We start from the raw sequence: 14,807 nt of genomic DNA on the forward strand, positions 1-14,807 counted from the left end.
CAGGCCGGACCTCTGAGCCGGCCCGTGCCGGACTGCTGGGACCGGCCCGTGCCGGACCGCTGAGGCCGACCCTCCCGGTCCGGACGGCCCAGGTCAGCCCTCCGGCTCCAGGTCCTCCTCCTCGAACACCAGCAGCGTGCGGGTGCTGAGCACCTCGGGGATCGCCTGGAGCCGGGTGAGGACCAGCTCGCGCAGCGCCCTGTTGTCGGGCGTGTGCACCAGCAGCAGCACGTCGAAGTCCCCGCCGACCAGCGCGATGTGGGAGGCGCCCGGGAGCAAGCGCAGTCGCTCGCGGACCGCGCGCCAGGAGTTCTGCACGATTTTCAGGGTGATGTACGCCGAGGTCCCCTGACCGGCGCGCTCATGGTTCACCCGGGCTCCGAAGCCGCGGATCACACCGTCCTCGATGAGCCGGTTGATCCGCGCGTAGGCGTTGGCGCGCGAGACGTGGACGCGCTCCGAGACCGAGCGTATCGAGGCGCGGCCATCCGCTTGGAGTATCTGCAGGATGTCCCGGTCGATGGCGTCGAGGGTGCGCGGGGGTGGCAGTGAGGGACCGTGCTCCGATGGCTCGGCCATTTGTTCAGGTGCCATGCGCCCCCGCCTTCCTACCATGGACGTACTGCGTATATCTCAGGCTGTGGAGAACCGTTTGTCCACAGCCTTGAGCCGCCTGTAGCCAAAATGTGCCGACGACCGAACAATCGGTTGGTGAGGCGCATCACATCCGTGACGCGCCTGAAGCCGCTCCCACGAGGAGGTGCCGTCATGACGGTCATGGAGCAGCGGGGCGCCTACCAGCCGACCCCGCCGCCCGCCTGGCAGCCCCGTACCGATCCCGCTCCGCTGCTGCCCGACGCACAGCCGTACCGCGTCCTCGGCACCGAGGCGGCCGCCAAGGCCGACCCGGAGCTGCTGCGCCGGCTGTACACACAGCTGGTGCGCGGCCGCCGGTACAACGCGCAGGCAACGGCCCTCACCAAGCAGGGCCGCCTGGCCGTCTACCCCTCCAGCACCGGGCAGGAGGCCTGCGAGGTCGCCGCCGCGCTCGTCCTGGAGGAACGCGACTGGCTCTTCCCCAGCTACCGCGACACGCTCGCGGTCGTCACCCGCGGTGTCGACCCCGTCCAGGCCCTGACCCTGCTGCGCGGCGACTGGCACACCGGATACGACCCGTACGCGCACCGGGTGGCGCCCCTGTCCACCCCGCTCGCCACCCAGCTCCCGCACGCCGTGGGCCTTGCGCACGCGGCGCGTCTGAAGGGCGACGATGTGGTCGCGCTCGCGATGGTCGGCGACGGCGGCACCAGCGAGGGCGACTTCCACGAGGCCCTGAACTTCGCCGCGGTCTGGCAGGCGCCGGTCGTCTTCCTCGTCCAGAACAACGGCTTCGCGATCTCTGTCCCGCTCGCCAAGCAGACCGCGGCGCCCACCCTGGCCCACAAGGCCGTCGGCTACGGCATGCCGGGCCGCCTCGTCGACGGCAACGACGCGGCCGCCGTGCACGAGGTCCTCGGCGACGCCGTGCGCCATGCCCGCGCGGGCGGCGGCCCCACCCTCATCGAGGCCGTGACCTACCGGCTCGACGCCCACACCAACGCCGACGACGCGACCCGCTACCGCACCGACGCCGAGGTCGAGGCATGGCGGGCCCACGATCCGGTCGGGCTGCTGGAGCGGGAGCTGACGGACCGCGGCCTGCTCGACGAGGACGGGATACGGGCCGCGCGTGAGGACGCCGAGACAATGGCGGCGGACCTGCGGGCGCGGATGAACCAGGACCCGGCGCTCGACCCCATGGACCTCTTCGCCCATGCGTACGCCCGGCCCACCACCCAACTGCTCGAACAGGAAGCACAGCTGCGGGCCGAGCTGCAGGCCGAGGCCGCCGGAGCGGAAGGAGCCGGGCGATGACCACCGTTGCCCTCAAGCCGGCCACCATGGCGCAGGCACTCACGCGGGCGTTGCGCGATGCCATGGCCGCCGACCCGTCCGTGCATGTCATGGGGGAGGACGTGGGCACGCTCGGCGGCGTCTTCCGGGTCACCGACGGACTCGCCGAGGAGTTCGGCGAGGACCGCTGCACCGACACGCCGCTCGCCGAGGCGGGAATCCTCGGCACGGCCGTCGGCATGGCGATGTACGGGCTTCGGCCGGTCGTGGAGATGCAGTTCGACGCGTTCGCGTACCCCGCGTTCGAGCAACTGGTCAGCCATGTCTCCCGCATGCGCAACCGCACGCGCGGCGCGATGCCGCTTCCCCTGACGATCCGTGTCCCCTACGGGGGAGGCATCGGCGGTGTCGAGCACCACAGCGACTCCTCCGAGGCGTACTACATGGCGACTCCGGGCCTCCATGTCGTCACGCCCGCCACGGTCGCCGACGCGTACGGACTGCTGCGCGCATCCATCGCCTCCGACGACCCGGTCGTCTTCCTCGAGCCCAAGCGGCTGTACTGGTCGAAGGACTCCTGGAACCCCGAGGAGCCCGCGACCGTGGAGCCGATCGGCCGGGCCGTGGTCCGGCGCACGGGCCGCAGCGCCACGCTCATCACCTACGGCCCCTCGGTGCCCGTCTGCCTGGAGGCGGCCGAGGCGGCCCGTGCCGAGGGCTGGGACCTCGAGGTCGTCGATCTGCGCACGCTGGTGCCCTTCGACGACGAGACGGTGACGGCGTCCGTGCGCCGCACGGGCCGGGCCGTGGTGGTGCACGAGTCGACCGGCTTCGGCGGTCCGGGCGGGGAGATCGCCGCCCGGGTCACGGAGCGCTGCTTCCACCATCTGGAGGCTCCGGTGCTGCGGGTGGCCGGATTCGACATCCCGTATCCGCCGCCGATGCTGGAGCGGCACCATCTGCCGGGCGTCGACCGGATCCTGGACGCCGTGGGGCGCCTGCAGTGGGAGGCGGAGAGCTGATGACCCAGGTCCTGGAGTTCAGGCTGCCCGACCTCGGGGAGGGCCTCACCGAGGCGGAGATCGTCCGCTGGCTGGTGCAGGTCGGGGACGTCGTCACCGTCGATCAGCCGGTCGTCGAGGTGGAGACCGCCAAGGCGATGGTCGAGGTGCCGTGCCCCTACGGCGGTGTGGTCACGGCCCGCTTCGGCGAGGAGGGCACGGAACTTCCCGTGGGGGCACCGCTGTTGACGGTGGCCGTCGGAGCCTCCACGGAGGCGGCCGAGGAGTCCTCCGGGAACGTCCTGGTCGGGTACGGCACATCGGCGGCCCCCGCCCGGCGCCGACGGGTGCGGCCGTCCCCGCACGGCGCGCGGCCCGCGGACGGGCCGCGGCGAGAGGCTGTGCCCGGGTCCGGGCGCGGGACGTTGCCGGCCGAGGAGGCCACCGGGGCGACGGCGGCCGCTGCCCCGGTCCGCACGCGCCGTGAGGCCGCCCCGGCCCGCTCCGACGGCCCGATTCCGGTGATCTCCCCGCTGGTCCGCAGGCTTGCCCGCGACCATGGCGTGGATCTCCGTCAGCTGGCGGGTTCCGGGCCCGACGGGCTGATCATGAGGGCGGACGTGGAGGACGTTCTGAGGACCACGGCCGCCCGCACGGGCACGACGGGGACACCGGAGGCCGCGGCGGCAGCGGTCCCCCAGGGGCGCGGGGCGGTCACCGCCGAAGCGGCCTCCCAGGCGCCCGGGGCGGTCACCGGGGGCACCCGCATCCCCCTCAGGGGCGTCCGCGGCGCGGTCGCCGACAAGCTCTCCCGCAGCCGGCGGGAGATCCCGGACGCGACCTGCTGGGTGGACGCCGACGCAACGGAGCTCATGCGCGCGCGGGCGGCGATGAACGCGACCGGAGGGCCCAAGGTCTCCCTGCTCGCGCTGCTGGCTCGCATCTGCACCGCCGCGCTCGCCCGTTTCCCGGAGCTCAACTCCACCGTCGACGTGGAGGCCAGGGAGATCGTCCGGCTGGACCAGGTGCACCTCGGGTTCGCCGCGCAGACCGAGCGGGGACTCGTCGTGCCCGTCGTACGGGGCGCGCATGCCCGGGACGCCGAGTCCCTGACCGCCGAGTTCGCGCGGCTGACCGAGGCCGCGCGCGCCGGGACCCTCACCCCGGGGGATCTCACCGGTGGCACCTTCACGCTCAACAACTACGGAGTGTTCGGCGTCGACGGCTCCACACCGATCATCAACCACCCCGAGGCGGCCATGCTCGGCGTCGGACGCATCGTCCCCAGGCCCTGGGTGCACGAGGGCGAGCTGGCCGTCAGGCAGGTCGTGCAGCTCTCGCTCACCTTCGACCACCGGGTGTGCGACGGCGGCACGGCGGGCGGGTTCCTGCGGTACGTGGCGGACTGCGTGGAACAACCGGCGGTGCTCCTGCGCACGCTGTGATCGGGGCCGCGGCGGGGGGCCCGGAGAGCTGGTGAGGAAGCCCGCAGGCAGCCGCCGCGCCCCCCGGGGGTGGCAATGATCCGCGCGGCGCCCATACTCGGGTACATGACCGCGTACAAGTCGCTCGGCGACCCCCGCGCCGACCGGTACGACGCCGTCGTGCTCGCCGGCGGTGCCGCCCGGCGGCTCGGCGGGGTCGACAAACCTGGCGTGCGCGTGGGTGGGCGGGCGCTGCTGGACCGCGTGCTGACGGCCTGCGCAGGCGCGGCCGGCACGGTCGTCGTGGCCGATCCCCGGCCCATCGCGCGCCCCGTGGCCTGGGCCCGGGAGGAGCCTCCCGGCGCGGGACCGGTCGCCGCGCTCGACGCGGGCCTGAGGCGGACCACGGCGGCGTACGTCGTCGTGCTCTCCGCCGATCTGCCGTTTCTGGAGGAGGGAACGGTACGCCGACTGCTGGGCGCCCTCCTGGCGAGCGGGTCCGACGGCGTGGTGCTCACCGACACCGAGGGCCGCGACCAGCCTCTCGTCGCCGCCTACCGCAGCGCTGCGCTGCGCCGCGAGCTGGAGCGGCTGTCCAGCGAGCACGCCGGGCTCACCGGTCTCCCGCTGCGCCGCCTGCTCGCGCGGCTCGGCCTCACCCGTATCTCCGATCCCGTCGCGTCCTTCGACTGCGACACCTGGGACGACATCGCCACCGCCCGATCACGCATCAGGGAGCATGGGCACGTGTTGGATGAATGGATTTCCGCAGTCAAGGACGAGCTGGGCATCGATCTCGATGTCGACACCGGCGTCCTCCTCGACCTCGCTCGCGACGCCGCGCACGGTGTCGCCCGCCCCGCGGCCCCGCTGACGACGTTCCTCGTCGGCTACGCCGCCGCGCGGGCCGAGGGCGGGCCGGAGGCGGTCGCCGAGGCCGCCCGCAAGGCGGCCGCGCTGGCCCTGCGCTGGGCGGATGAGGACACCGCCCCGGCCGAGCCGGACGCCGGATGACCGGGCGGGGCGTCCGGGGACGCCTGGACACCGAGGACCGCGACGAGAAGGAGGCACCGGGCGTGGCCGATGACAGCGGTCGGCGCGACGGCCCGCGGGAGGCCCGGCCCGCTCGCGGACCCGGGGACCCGCGCGGCGGTGAACGGGACGGCGGGGGCCGGCACGGCGCCGAACGAAACGACGTGGACCGGCACGACGTGGACCGGGACGACGTGGACCGGGGCGACGTGGACCGGGACGACGTGGACCGGCACGACCTGGACCGGCACGACCTGGACCTGGAAGAGGCCCTGGCCCTGGTGCGGGACCCGGACCCGCACGCCACCCATTCAGGGCCCCGTTCGCGGCGCGACCCCGGCGCCCAGGTCCCCGTCCCGGACCACGGCCCGGCGGACGCCGGTCCTTCCCCCACGGCTGCCTCCGCCCCGCCCGGCCCGGGCCACCACGCCCGCCACCGGGCGACCTCCTGGCCCGATGCCCGCGCGATCGCCGAACGAGCCGCGCTCTCCGCACCACGTCGGGAGCCCGTGGACGTTCCCCCCGAGGCCGCCCTCGGCCTGGTGCTCGCCGCACCGCTCACCGCCCTCACCGATCTTCCGTCCTTCGACAGCTCGGCCATGGACGGCTGGGCGGTCGCCGGCCCCGGACCCTGGGACGTGCGGGAGGAGGGCATCCTCGCCGGGCAGGCGGAGCCGACGGCGCTCACCGACGGCGCCGCCGTGCGGATCGCCACCGGTGCCCGCGTCCCCGCGGACACCACCGCCGTCCTGCGCAGCGAGCACGGACGCATCGACGACAAGGGGCGGCTGCATGCCGCCGTCCCCCAAGCTCCCGGCTCCGCCCGAGCAGGGGGGACCCCCGCCGTCGTACCCGGGCAGGACATCCGGCCGCGGGGCCAGGAATGTCACGCCGGCGACCAGTTGCTGCCCCCGGGCGTCCAGGTCTCCCCGGCGGTGCTCGGGCTCGCCGCGGCCGCCGGGTACGACACCCTGCGCGTGGTGCCCCGCCCCCGCGTCGACGTCCTCATCCTGGGGGACGAGTTGCTCACCGAGGGTCTGCCCAAGGACGGGCTGATCCGGGACGCCCTCGGCCCGATGCTGCCGCCGTGGCTGCACGCGCTCGGGGCGGAGGTGGTGGCCGTGCGCCGGCTCGGCGACGACGCCGAGGCGCTGTTCGACGCGGTGAGGACGTCCGACGCCGACCTGATCGTCACCACCGGCGGCACGGCCTCGGGGCCCGTGGACCACGTTCACCCCATCCTGCGCCGCGTCGGCGCGGAACTGCTGGTCGACGGCGTGAAGGTGCGACCGGGCCACCCCATGCTCCTCGCCCGCACCCGCGAGGACCAGCACCTCGTCGGACTGCCCGGCAACCCCCTCGCGGCCGTCTCCGGGCTGCTCACGCTCGCCGAACCGCTGCTGCGCGTCCTCGCGGGCCGGGCGGCGCCGGAGCCGTATGCGCTGCCCGTGGAGAGCTCCGCCCACGGTCACCCGCACGACACCAGGCTCATCCCCGTCGTCGTGGGGGCCGACAGGGTCGTGCCGTTGCACTACAACGGGCCCGCCATGCTGAGGGGCATCGCCGCCGCCGATGCCCTCGCCGTGGTACCGCCGGGGGGCGGCCACTCCGGTCAGGAGCTGGAACTCCTGGACCTTCCCTGGGGGGTGGCCGGGTAGCCGGGCAGGGTGAGCAGGGACGGGGAGTGTTTCACGTGAAACTTCCGGGCCGGGACGTGATCGCCCGCCAGCCGGACGAACACCGGCTCAACCGTGCGGCGAAGATCGTGGCGGCGGTGCGGGAGAAGGAGAACGCTCCGCTGCTGCGGCAGTCCGGCGCCGACGTGGTGATCACCGGTGCCAGTGCCGCCGGGCGGCTCCTCGGCCTCTCCGTGCTCAGCCCGGCCGTCGGCATGGTGACGGAGGACCTCATCCGCCAGGGCAGCGGGCTCGACCTCGTCGAGCGGCCGGTCACCGAGGCCGGGGCGGGGCACGGGGTGCGGGAGACGGACGACCTCGTGGTGAGTGTGCTGCGCGGGCAGCGGGTCCTCGGCCACGACGATCCGGCCGTCGGCACGCTCCAGCTGACGGACCGGCTGATCACGATCGTGCGGGCCTCGCCGGGCACACAGATGACGCCGCACAGCCGTCCGCTGCCACGGGACTGAGACGGCAGCGACGCGGAGTTGCCCCGGGCACCATGCGCGCTCGGACCGCTCCCGGTTTACCGTGAGGGCAGCGTTCCCTCACCGCCGCCCGCCGGGCCGGCATCCGGTCGTCGTACGGCTGCGCACCACTCGACCAGCCCGCGCGGCGCCCGCGCCGCAGAGCACCCGGCGACGCCGAGCACGCCGGGGACCCGTGGGCTCAGGGCCGGGGACCCGCGGGCTCAGGGCCGGGGACCCGCGGGCTCAGGACCGTCCGGGGCGTGCGGCTGACGGGGCTCACTCCTGCTCAGCCCAGAGGAACGGTAGCGTCGGTCCCATGCATGCGATCAGCATCCCCGAACCGGGCGGACCCGAGGCGTTGGTGTGGGCCGAGGTCCCCGATCCCGTACCCGCCGAGGGCGAGGTGCTCGTCGACGTGGTGGCCAGTGCCGTCAACCGCGCCGACCTCCTCCAGCGGCAGGGCCTCTACAGCCCGCCGCCCGGTGCGTCCCCGTACCCCGGGCTCGAATGCTCCGGGCGGATCGCCGCGCTCGGCCCCGGTGTCTCGGGATGGGCCGTCGGCGACGAGGTGTGCGCGCTGCTGGCGGGCGGCGGGTATGCCGAGAAGGCCGCCGTCCCGGCCGGGCAGCTGCTGCCCGTGCCCGAGGGCATCGATGTGCGGCAGGCGGCGGCGCTGCCCGAGGTGACCTGCACGGTCTGGTCGAACGTGTTCATGGTCGCCCACCTGCGGCCGGGTGAGACGCTGCTCGTGCACGGCGGGTCCAGCGGCATCGGCACGATGGCGATCCAGCTGGCCAAGGCGGTGGGCGCGAAGGTCGCGGTCACGGCCGGCAGCAAGGAGAAGCTGGACCACTGCGCCGAACTGGGCGCGGACGTGCTGATCAACTACCGCGAGCAGGACTTCGTGGAGGAGATCCGGCAGGCCACGGCGGGGGCGGGCGCGGACGTCATCCTCGACAACATGGGCGCGAAGTACCTGGACCGCAATGTGCGGGCGCTCGCGGTGAACGGCCGGCTCGCGATCATCGGCCTGCAGGGCGGGGTGAAGGGCGAGCTGAACATCAACACGCTGCTGCGGAAGCAGGCGGCGATCACCGCGACCTCGCTGCGGGCGCGGCCGCTGGGTGAGAAGACGTCGATCGTGGCGGCGGTACGGGAACACGTGTGGCCGTTGATCGGCTCCGGGCATGTCCGCCCGGTCGTCGACCGCGAACTGCCGATGAGCGACGCGGCCACGGCCCACCGGGTGCTGGACGAGAGCGGGCACATCGGGAAGGTGCTGCTGGTGGTGCCCTGAGCGTGCCGCTGTCGCGTGGGTGCCACGGGGGCTTCGGCTACTCCCGGCGCAGCCGCAGGGCGAGGAGCGCGATCGCGAGGCCGAGACCGACGAGGATCAGGCCGCTGCCGAGGGGCAGTGTCTCCACCACGGGTTGCGAGGCGGCGGCCTGCCGGGCGGGGCCGGCGGAGTGCGGGCGGGAGGTCGGGGAGGTCGCCGCGGGGCCGGCCGGACCGGTGGAGGCGTCGATGCCCGGATCCGGTGCCTCGGTGCCGCGGTCCGTCGGTTCCGGCGCCCGGTCCGGGATCGTCGGATCCTCGTCGGTGTACGCCGGCTCGTCCTCCGCGTTCTCGGGTTCGGGGTCCGGTCTCCCGGGCCGCACCCGTCCCTCTCCGGCCCGGCTTCCGGCGCTGGAGGGGCCGACCGAGGGCCGGGAGACGGACGGGCGGGCGGCGGAGCGCTCCCGGCCGGAGCGCTCCGCCGCGGAACGATTTCTGGGGGAGCCCGACGTGGTGTGCCCCGGGTGGGATATCCGCGGGTGCCGGGCGGGGTCCCGGTGGCCGGGGTCACCGGACGGTGCCCTGGCGGGCGTCGCGTGCCGGGAGCCGGGCGAAGGGGCCGGGGGTGCGGTGCGGCGCTTCGGCTCGTGCGCGACCCGGGTGATGTCCGCCCGCGGTGCGGCCGCGCGGCGGAAGGGACCGGCGAGTGGACCGGCGACGGGACCGGCGAGCGGACCGGCCGCGTACGGGGGCCTTGGGGTGTCGGTCGGCTGAACGGCGTGACGGGTCTGGGCGGGCCGGCCGGACGGAGGGGATTGGCCGGACGGGGCGGTGTCCGTGGAGGCGACGGCGTACGGGGCGGGCCGGAGTCCGTGACCGGGCCCGATCCCGTACGCGGTGGATATGCCGAACGCGCCGAAGACGGCCGTCGTCGTGAGGACCGGCGGCAGGACGGCCGCACGGAGCGTGCGGGCCGTGGTCGGTGTGCGGAGCCATGACGTCAAGCGCGTGACCCCCTCCGGTGATCGGGCGGCAAGATCAACGGCACAAGCGTCACACGGACTGCGGCGCCCGGCATCTCGGCCGCCGGCCCGGCGCGTCCGCGCCGCCACGTAGGCGGCCCCGGCTGGCACTCCCCCGCTCGACCCGCTACAGATACCGGCATGTCGATACGCCACGGTCTGCTGGCGCTGCTGGAGCGGGGTCCCCGCCACGGCGCCAGGCTGCGCGCCGAGCTGGAGGCGCGGACCGGAGCAGTGTGGAGACTGGACGTCGGGCAGGTCTGCACGGCCCTGGCGCGACTGGAGCGCGACGGGCTGGTCGTCCAGCAGGGCCGGGATCCGAAGGGGCGCGTGGTGTACGCGATCAGCGACGCAGGGCGGGGCGAGGTGCGCGCCTGGTACGCCCGTCCGGTGGAACGCACGGGGCCGCCGCGCGACGAGCTGGTGATCAAGCTGGCCATGGCCTTCGGGGCGTCCGGGGTCGACGTACGGGCCGTGGTCGACGTACAGCGCCGGCATCTGAGGGAGGCGCTGCGGGAGTACACCCGGCTGCGGTGCGAGGCCCTCGCCGAGCCGCCCGCCCATCAGGACGAGGTCGCCCGGCTGCTCGTCCTGGAACAGCGGGTGCTGCACACCGAGGCCGAACTTCTCTGGCTCGACCACTGCGTGGTGAGACTGCAGCGCCTCGCCGGGACCGCGGCGGCGCAACCCCCTCCGCAGCTCGCCTGAGGCCGACGGACACCCGTGGAGCGCTTCCGGTGGGGGCGTCCGGGTGATGCGGTAGTCGGGTGCGAGACAATGACGCCATGGAGATGCCGAGGAACGAAAGGTCGTCGGAGAACCCCCAGAAGATCCTGGTCGTGGGCCAGGACGGGATGGCTCTCGGCGGCACCGGAGATGACGACTCCCGCGAGGTCCCGGTGACGGAGCAGGTGGAGCAGCCCGCGAAGGTCATGCGCATCGGCAGCATGATCAAGCAGTTGCTGGAGGAGGTGCGTGCCGCTCCTCTCGACGAGGCGAGCCGTCAGCGCCTGAAGGAGATCCACGCCAGCTCGGTGAAGGAGCTGGAGGACGGTCTCGCCCCCGAACTCGTCGAGGAGCTTGAGCGGATCTCCCTGCCCTTCACCGACGAGACGATCCCGAGCGACGCGGAACTTCGCATTGCCCAGGCCCAGTTGGTCGGCTGGCTGGAGGGACTCTTCCACGGGATCCAGACCACCCTGTTCGCCCAGCAGATGGCGGCGCGGGCCCAACTGGAGCAGATGCGCCGCGCCCTCCCTCCGGGCGTAGGGGTGCCCGAGGGCGAGGAGGACCGCCGCGCGGGCGGCCGCACGGGCGGCCCGTACCTGTAGCGGGCGGCCCCTACTTGTAGAGCCCGGCCGGTCGTGCGCGGGGCCCGGCACCTCCGAGGTGCCGGGCCCCGCGCATCGTGGGATCAGGTGCGGCTCAGGAGGGGTTGCCGGTCGACACCTTGAGTTCGATCTCCGGCATGTCCTTCGGGTCGACGTCCGTACCGGCCGACGGGAACTGGTCCGTGATCATGTCCTGGCCCCAGGTGTTCTCGTCGACGGAGGTGACCTTCATCTGCCATCCCGCCGCCTGGAAGCAGCTCTTCACCGAGCCGAGGTACTTGTAGGTGAAGTCCGGGACCCGGATCTTCTTCGGGTCGTTGTACGACACGTCCGGCTCCGTGCACTTCGTCGTCTCGATGGTCTTCGTGGTGTCCGGGCCCTTGTGACCCGCGACCGCCGAGGCGGAGGCGCTGGGGCTGCTGCCGCCCCCGGAGCCGCCGCCGTTGCCGTTCAGCGACAGCGCGGTGATCAGACCGCCGACCGCGGCCAGCGCGACCACGATCGAACCGATGATCACGGCGCGGTTGTTCTTCCCGCCCGAGCCGCCGGTCGCGGGGGCCGGGGACTGCGGGGTGATGTTGTACGGCGGCGGGGTCGCCGCGGCATGCTGGGGGGCGTACGCGGCGGTCGGCTGCGGCGTCGGGTAGCCGACCTGCTGCGGGTAGCCGTACGCGGGCGACTGGGGCGGCACGGGCGTCGGGTTGCCGTACGGGCCGGGCTGGTAGGGCGTCTGCACGGGCCCGGGCGGGGCCGACGCCGACTGGTCGACCGGCGGGAAGACCGCGGAGCTCACCCCGGCGCCGCTCGACGTCTGCGCTCCCGGCACGATGCTCGGTGTGGCGGCTGTGAAGGACGCCGCCACGCGCAGGCACTCGTCGCGCATCGCCTCGGCGCTCGGGAACCGCTCGTTCGGGTTCTTCTTCAGCGCGCGGGCGACGAGCGCGTCCACCGCGGGCGGCAGCGAACGGTTGACCGAGGAGGGGGCGACCGGCTCCTCCTGCACGTGTGCGTATGCGATCGCCAGCGGCGAGTCGGCCTCGAACGGCAGCCGTCCGGTGACGAGTTGGAAGAGCATGATGCCGACCGAGTACAGGTCGGAGCGCGCGTCCACCCCTCGTCCGAGGGCCTGCTCCGGCGACAGGTACTGCGGTGTGCCGACCACCATGCCCGTCTGGGTCATCGAGGTGACGCCGGACTGCATGGCGCGGGCGATGCCGAAGTCCATCACCTTGACGACGTTCCGCTTCGTCACCATCACATTGCCCGGCTTGATGTCCCGGTGGACCAGGCCCATTTCATGGCTGATCTCCAGGGCCGCCAGCACGTCCGCGGTGACCTTCAGCGCCTTGTCCGCCGGCATCGCGCCGTACTGCCGGATGTCCGCGTCGAGGACGGAGCCGAGCGGCTTGCCCTCGATGTACTCCATGACGATGTACGGGGTCGTCGTCCCGTCGATCTCGTCCTCGCCGGTGTCGAAGACCGAGACGATGTTCGTGTGCGTGAGCTTTGCCACGGACTGCGCCTCGCGGCGGAACCGCTCCCGGAACGCCTGCTCACGGCCCAGCTCGGTGTGGAGTGTCTTGATCGCGACCTGACGGTCGAGCACCGTGTCGTACGCGAGATGCACCGAGGCCATGCCGCCTTCGCCGAGCAAGTCGCGCAACTGGTAGCGGCCGCCGGCGACTGGTCGCCCCGCATACCAGCCCTGTGCGCCGTCCTGGCTCATCTTCTGCGTCCCCCATCGGCGCGGCGGCAGCGGCTGATCGTGCTCCCGCGGTCCGTGATCCATGTCCCGTGGCTTCGGCGATCGACAGCGAGGTTCCGTGATCGACTGGCCTATTCCCGGCCAAGTCTGCCCCAGGACAGTGACACGTCAAGCGCGGTGCCCGTTCCGTGACCGTACGCGAAAGAAGCGTCGCGGAAGCGTTACAGGGCACGTACCGCCGGTACACAGGATTCGCACGCGGGACGCAGCACAGCGTTTGACGGCCCGTTCGTCTCGCCCCCTTCCCGGAACGGAGCCTCGCGCGAAGCCTGTAGCGTGGTCCGTCGGAGACCGTACCAACCACCGCGCGGACCGCGGGCAGAAACGACGGCGAGGACCGATGGCACAGACGCAGCGCGCCCAGGGCCCGTCCGACCCCGAGGCGACTGGCGGCGGGATGTCGGACGCGCCGGAGACGTGGGGCAACGGCGGACTTGTCGGGGACGGTCGGTACCGGCTGACCCGCAGACTCGGCCGGGGCGGCATGGCCGAGGTGTTCGCCGCGGAGGATGTGCGTCTGGGCCGGACGGTCGCGGTCAAGCTGCTGCGGTCCGACCTCGCCGAGGACCCGGTCTCCAAGGCCCGGTTCACGCGCGAGGCCCAGTCGGTGGCCGGGCTCAACCACCATGCGATCGTCGCCGTGTACGACTCGGGCGAGGACCATGTGGGCGGCCAGTCGGTGCCGTACATCGTGATGGAGCTGGTCGAGGGCCGTACGATCCGCGATCTGCTGATCAACGCCGAGGCGCCCGGACCCGAGCAGGCCCTCATCATCGTCTCGGGCGTCCTGGAAGCGCTGGCCTACTCGCACCAGCACGGCATCGTGCACCGCGACATCAAGCCGGCGAACGTCATCATCACCGACAACGGCGCCGTGAAGGTGATGGACTTCGGCATCGCGCGCGCCCTGCACGGGGCGTCCACCACGATGACGCAGACCGGCATGGTCATGGGCACGCCGCAGTACCTCTCCCCGGAACAGGCGCTCGGCAAGGCCGTCGACCACCGCTCCGACCTGTATGCGACGGGCTGTCTGCTGTACGAACTGCTCGCGCTGCGGCCCCCGTTCGTGGGCGAGACGCCGCTGTCCGTGGTGTACCAGCACGTCCAGGACATCCCGGTGCCGCCGTCCCAGACCTCGGACGGGTGTCCGCCCGAGCTGGACGGCCTGGTGATGCGCTCGCTCGCGAAAGAGCCGGACGACCGGTTCCAGACCGCCGAGGAGATGCGCGGGCTGGTCCAGTACGCGCTGCAGATGCTGTACGACCAGGGCGGCCACACCGGCACCTGGAACACCGGGCCCGTGAAGATGCACGACGGCCGGCACACGCCGGCGGCGGGCTTCGCCGGCACGACGGCGCTGCCGCACCCCGCGGGTTTCTCGGGAACCACCCAGATCCCGCAGCCGATCCTGCCCGCGGGCTACGGCTCCGGGGACGACGGAGGCTTCGAGGGGTACGGCAACCGGGGCAGTGGCCGGGGCAAGTTGTGGGTCCTCGCGGTCTTCGCGGTCATCGCCATCGCGGCGGGCGTCGCGCTTGCGCTCAACAACACCCGCGGGACGGGCTCAGGCCCGGGCACCACGCAGTCGCCGACCCCCACGAGGTCCCAGGAGAACACGCAGGCCGACGAGACGCCGACGGACCAGGCCACCGAGTCGTCCCCGAGTGACAGTGCGGGCACGGGCGGCGGGTCGGAGTACACGCCCTCGTACACGCCGTCCCAGAGCTACAGCGAGCCGCCGGCCGAGCCGTCCACGACGCCGGACCAGCCGACCGAACAGCCGACGCAGACGGCGCCCACGGACCAGCCGACGGACTCGCCCACGGGCGGCGGCCCCGACCCGTCGTCGGCGCCCGCCACCACGGGCGGCTCGCAGTTCCCCTGATGGTGCGGCACGGGCCGCGCCGCAACGGCC

At 73.3% G+C, this 14,807-nt stretch carries 12 protein-coding genes and 1 pseudogene; 10 read left to right on the forward strand and 3 right to left on the reverse strand.

Annotated features, from left to right (window positions below):
* Positions 1-93: 93 nt before the first annotated feature.
* A complete protein-coding gene (locus ACFSL4_RS32460) occupies positions 94-579 on the reverse strand; it encodes an Lrp/AsnC family transcriptional regulator (protein WP_381091053.1) in 486 nt (161 codons plus the stop codon).
* 189 nt (positions 580-768) lie between these two features.
* Here ACFSL4_RS32460 and pdhA point away from each other — a divergent pair, with 189 nt between their 5' ends.
* The 7 genes and pseudogenes from pdhA to ACFSL4_RS32495 all read left to right on the forward strand — a co-directional run bounded on the left by pdhA (position 769) and on the right by ACFSL4_RS32495 (position 8,793).
* Complete coding sequence (gene pdhA / locus ACFSL4_RS32465) at positions 769-1,914, forward strand: pyruvate dehydrogenase (acetyl-transferring) E1 component subunit alpha (protein ID WP_381090983.1); 1,146 nt, start codon at positions 769-771, stop codon at positions 1,912-1,914.
* Positions 1,911-2,915: an alpha-ketoacid dehydrogenase subunit beta gene (locus ACFSL4_RS32470; RefSeq protein ID WP_381090986.1), complete on the forward strand. Its 1,005-nt coding sequence runs from the start codon at positions 1,911-1,913 to the stop codon at positions 2,913-2,915. Before pdhA ends, ACFSL4_RS32470 begins: the two co-directional genes overlap by 4 nt.
* Positions 2,915-4,339, forward strand: a complete 1,425-nt coding sequence (locus ACFSL4_RS32475) for a dihydrolipoamide acetyltransferase family protein (protein WP_381090989.1) — start codon at positions 2,915-2,917, stop codon at positions 4,337-4,339. Before ACFSL4_RS32470 ends, ACFSL4_RS32475 begins: the two co-directional genes overlap by 1 nt.
* Before the next feature lie 105 nt (positions 4,340-4,444).
* Positions 4,445-5,332 (forward strand): NTP transferase domain-containing protein, encoded by an 888-nt coding sequence (locus tag ACFSL4_RS32480; protein WP_381090992.1) that lies wholly within the window; start codon positions 4,445-4,447, stop codon positions 5,330-5,332.
* Positions 5,329-7,008: a molybdopterin molybdotransferase MoeA gene (locus ACFSL4_RS32485; protein WP_381090994.1), complete on the forward strand. Its 1,680-nt coding sequence runs from the start codon at positions 5,329-5,331 to the stop codon at positions 7,006-7,008. Before ACFSL4_RS32480 ends, ACFSL4_RS32485 begins: the two co-directional genes overlap by 4 nt.
* Positions 7,009-7,064: 56 nt before the next feature.
* Positions 7,065-7,496, forward strand: a pseudogene (locus tag ACFSL4_RS32490) (Ion channel protein); the annotation flags it as partial.
* 316 nt (positions 7,497-7,812) lie between these two features.
* Positions 7,813-8,793, forward strand: coding sequence for an NAD(P)H-quinone oxidoreductase (locus ACFSL4_RS32495; RefSeq protein ID WP_381090997.1), 981 nt, complete (start codon positions 7,813-7,815; stop codon positions 8,791-8,793).
* Between the two features lie 37 nt (positions 8,794-8,830).
* Here ACFSL4_RS32495 and ACFSL4_RS32500 read toward each other — a convergent pair whose 3' ends face one another.
* Positions 8,831-9,775, reverse strand: a complete 945-nt coding sequence (locus tag ACFSL4_RS32500; RefSeq protein ID WP_381091000.1) for a hypothetical protein — start codon at positions 9,773-9,775, stop codon at positions 8,831-8,833.
* 159 nt (positions 9,776-9,934) lie between these two features.
* Here ACFSL4_RS32500 and ACFSL4_RS32505 point away from each other — a divergent pair, with 159 nt between their 5' ends.
* Both ACFSL4_RS32505 and ACFSL4_RS32510 read left to right on the forward strand, forming a co-directional pair.
* Complete coding sequence (locus ACFSL4_RS32505; RefSeq protein WP_381091003.1) at positions 9,935-10,501, forward strand: PadR family transcriptional regulator; 567 nt, start codon at positions 9,935-9,937, stop codon at positions 10,499-10,501.
* Positions 10,502-10,578: 77 nt separating this feature from the next.
* The gene (locus ACFSL4_RS32510; RefSeq protein ID WP_381091006.1) at positions 10,579-11,124 is read left to right on the forward strand and encodes a bacterial proteasome activator family protein; all 546 of its coding nucleotides are present in this window, start codon (positions 10,579-10,581) and stop codon (positions 11,122-11,124) included.
* Positions 11,125-11,218: 94 nt separating this feature from the next.
* Here ACFSL4_RS32510 and ACFSL4_RS32515 read toward each other — a convergent pair whose 3' ends face one another.
* Entirely contained in the window at positions 11,219-12,850 is a 1,632-nt protein-coding gene (locus tag ACFSL4_RS32515; protein WP_381091055.1) for a protein kinase domain-containing protein, read from the reverse strand.
* Between the two features lie 379 nt (positions 12,851-13,229).
* Here ACFSL4_RS32515 and ACFSL4_RS32520 point away from each other — a divergent pair, with 379 nt between their 5' ends.
* Entirely contained in the window at positions 13,230-14,777 is a 1,548-nt protein-coding gene (locus ACFSL4_RS32520) for a protein kinase domain-containing protein (protein WP_381091009.1), read from the forward strand.
* Positions 14,778-14,807: the final 30 nt, after the last annotated feature.

Source organism: Streptomyces caeni, assembly GCF_042678285.1.
Classification (GTDB): Bacteria; Actinomycetota; Actinomycetes; order Streptomycetales; family Streptomycetaceae; genus Streptomyces; species Streptomyces caeni.

Excerpts from the sequence above, each read along its gene's own strand:
- ACFSL4_RS32460 (WP_381091053.1), bottom strand. The coding sequence starts at position 579 with ATGGCCGAGCCATCGGAGCACGGTCCCTCACTGCCACCCCCGCGCACC.
- pdhA (WP_381090983.1), top strand. The coding sequence starts at position 769 with ATGACGGTCATGGAGCAGCGGGGCGCCTACCAGCCGACCCCGCCGCCC.
- ACFSL4_RS32470 (WP_381090986.1), top strand. The coding sequence starts at position 1,911 with ATGACCACCGTTGCCCTCAAGCCGGCCACCATGGCGCAGGCACTCACG.
- ACFSL4_RS32475 (WP_381090989.1), top strand. The coding sequence starts at position 2,915 with ATGACCCAGGTCCTGGAGTTCAGGCTGCCCGACCTCGGGGAGGGCCTC.
- ACFSL4_RS32480 (WP_381090992.1), top strand. The coding sequence starts at position 4,445 with ATGACCGCGTACAAGTCGCTCGGCGACCCCCGCGCCGACCGGTACGAC.
- ACFSL4_RS32485 (WP_381090994.1), top strand. The coding sequence starts at position 5,329 with ATGACCGGGCGGGGCGTCCGGGGACGCCTGGACACCGAGGACCGCGAC.
- ACFSL4_RS32495 (WP_381090997.1), top strand. The coding sequence starts at position 7,813 with ATGCATGCGATCAGCATCCCCGAACCGGGCGGACCCGAGGCGTTGGTG.
- ACFSL4_RS32505 (WP_381091003.1), top strand. The coding sequence starts at position 9,935 with ATGTCGATACGCCACGGTCTGCTGGCGCTGCTGGAGCGGGGTCCCCGC.
- ACFSL4_RS32510 (WP_381091006.1), top strand. The coding sequence starts at position 10,579 with ATGGAGATGCCGAGGAACGAAAGGTCGTCGGAGAACCCCCAGAAGATC.
- ACFSL4_RS32515 (WP_381091055.1), bottom strand. The coding sequence starts at position 12,850 with ATGAGCCAGGACGGCGCACAGGGCTGGTATGCGGGGCGACCAGTCGCC.
- ACFSL4_RS32520 (WP_381091009.1), top strand. The coding sequence starts at position 13,230 with ATGGCACAGACGCAGCGCGCCCAGGGCCCGTCCGACCCCGAGGCGACT.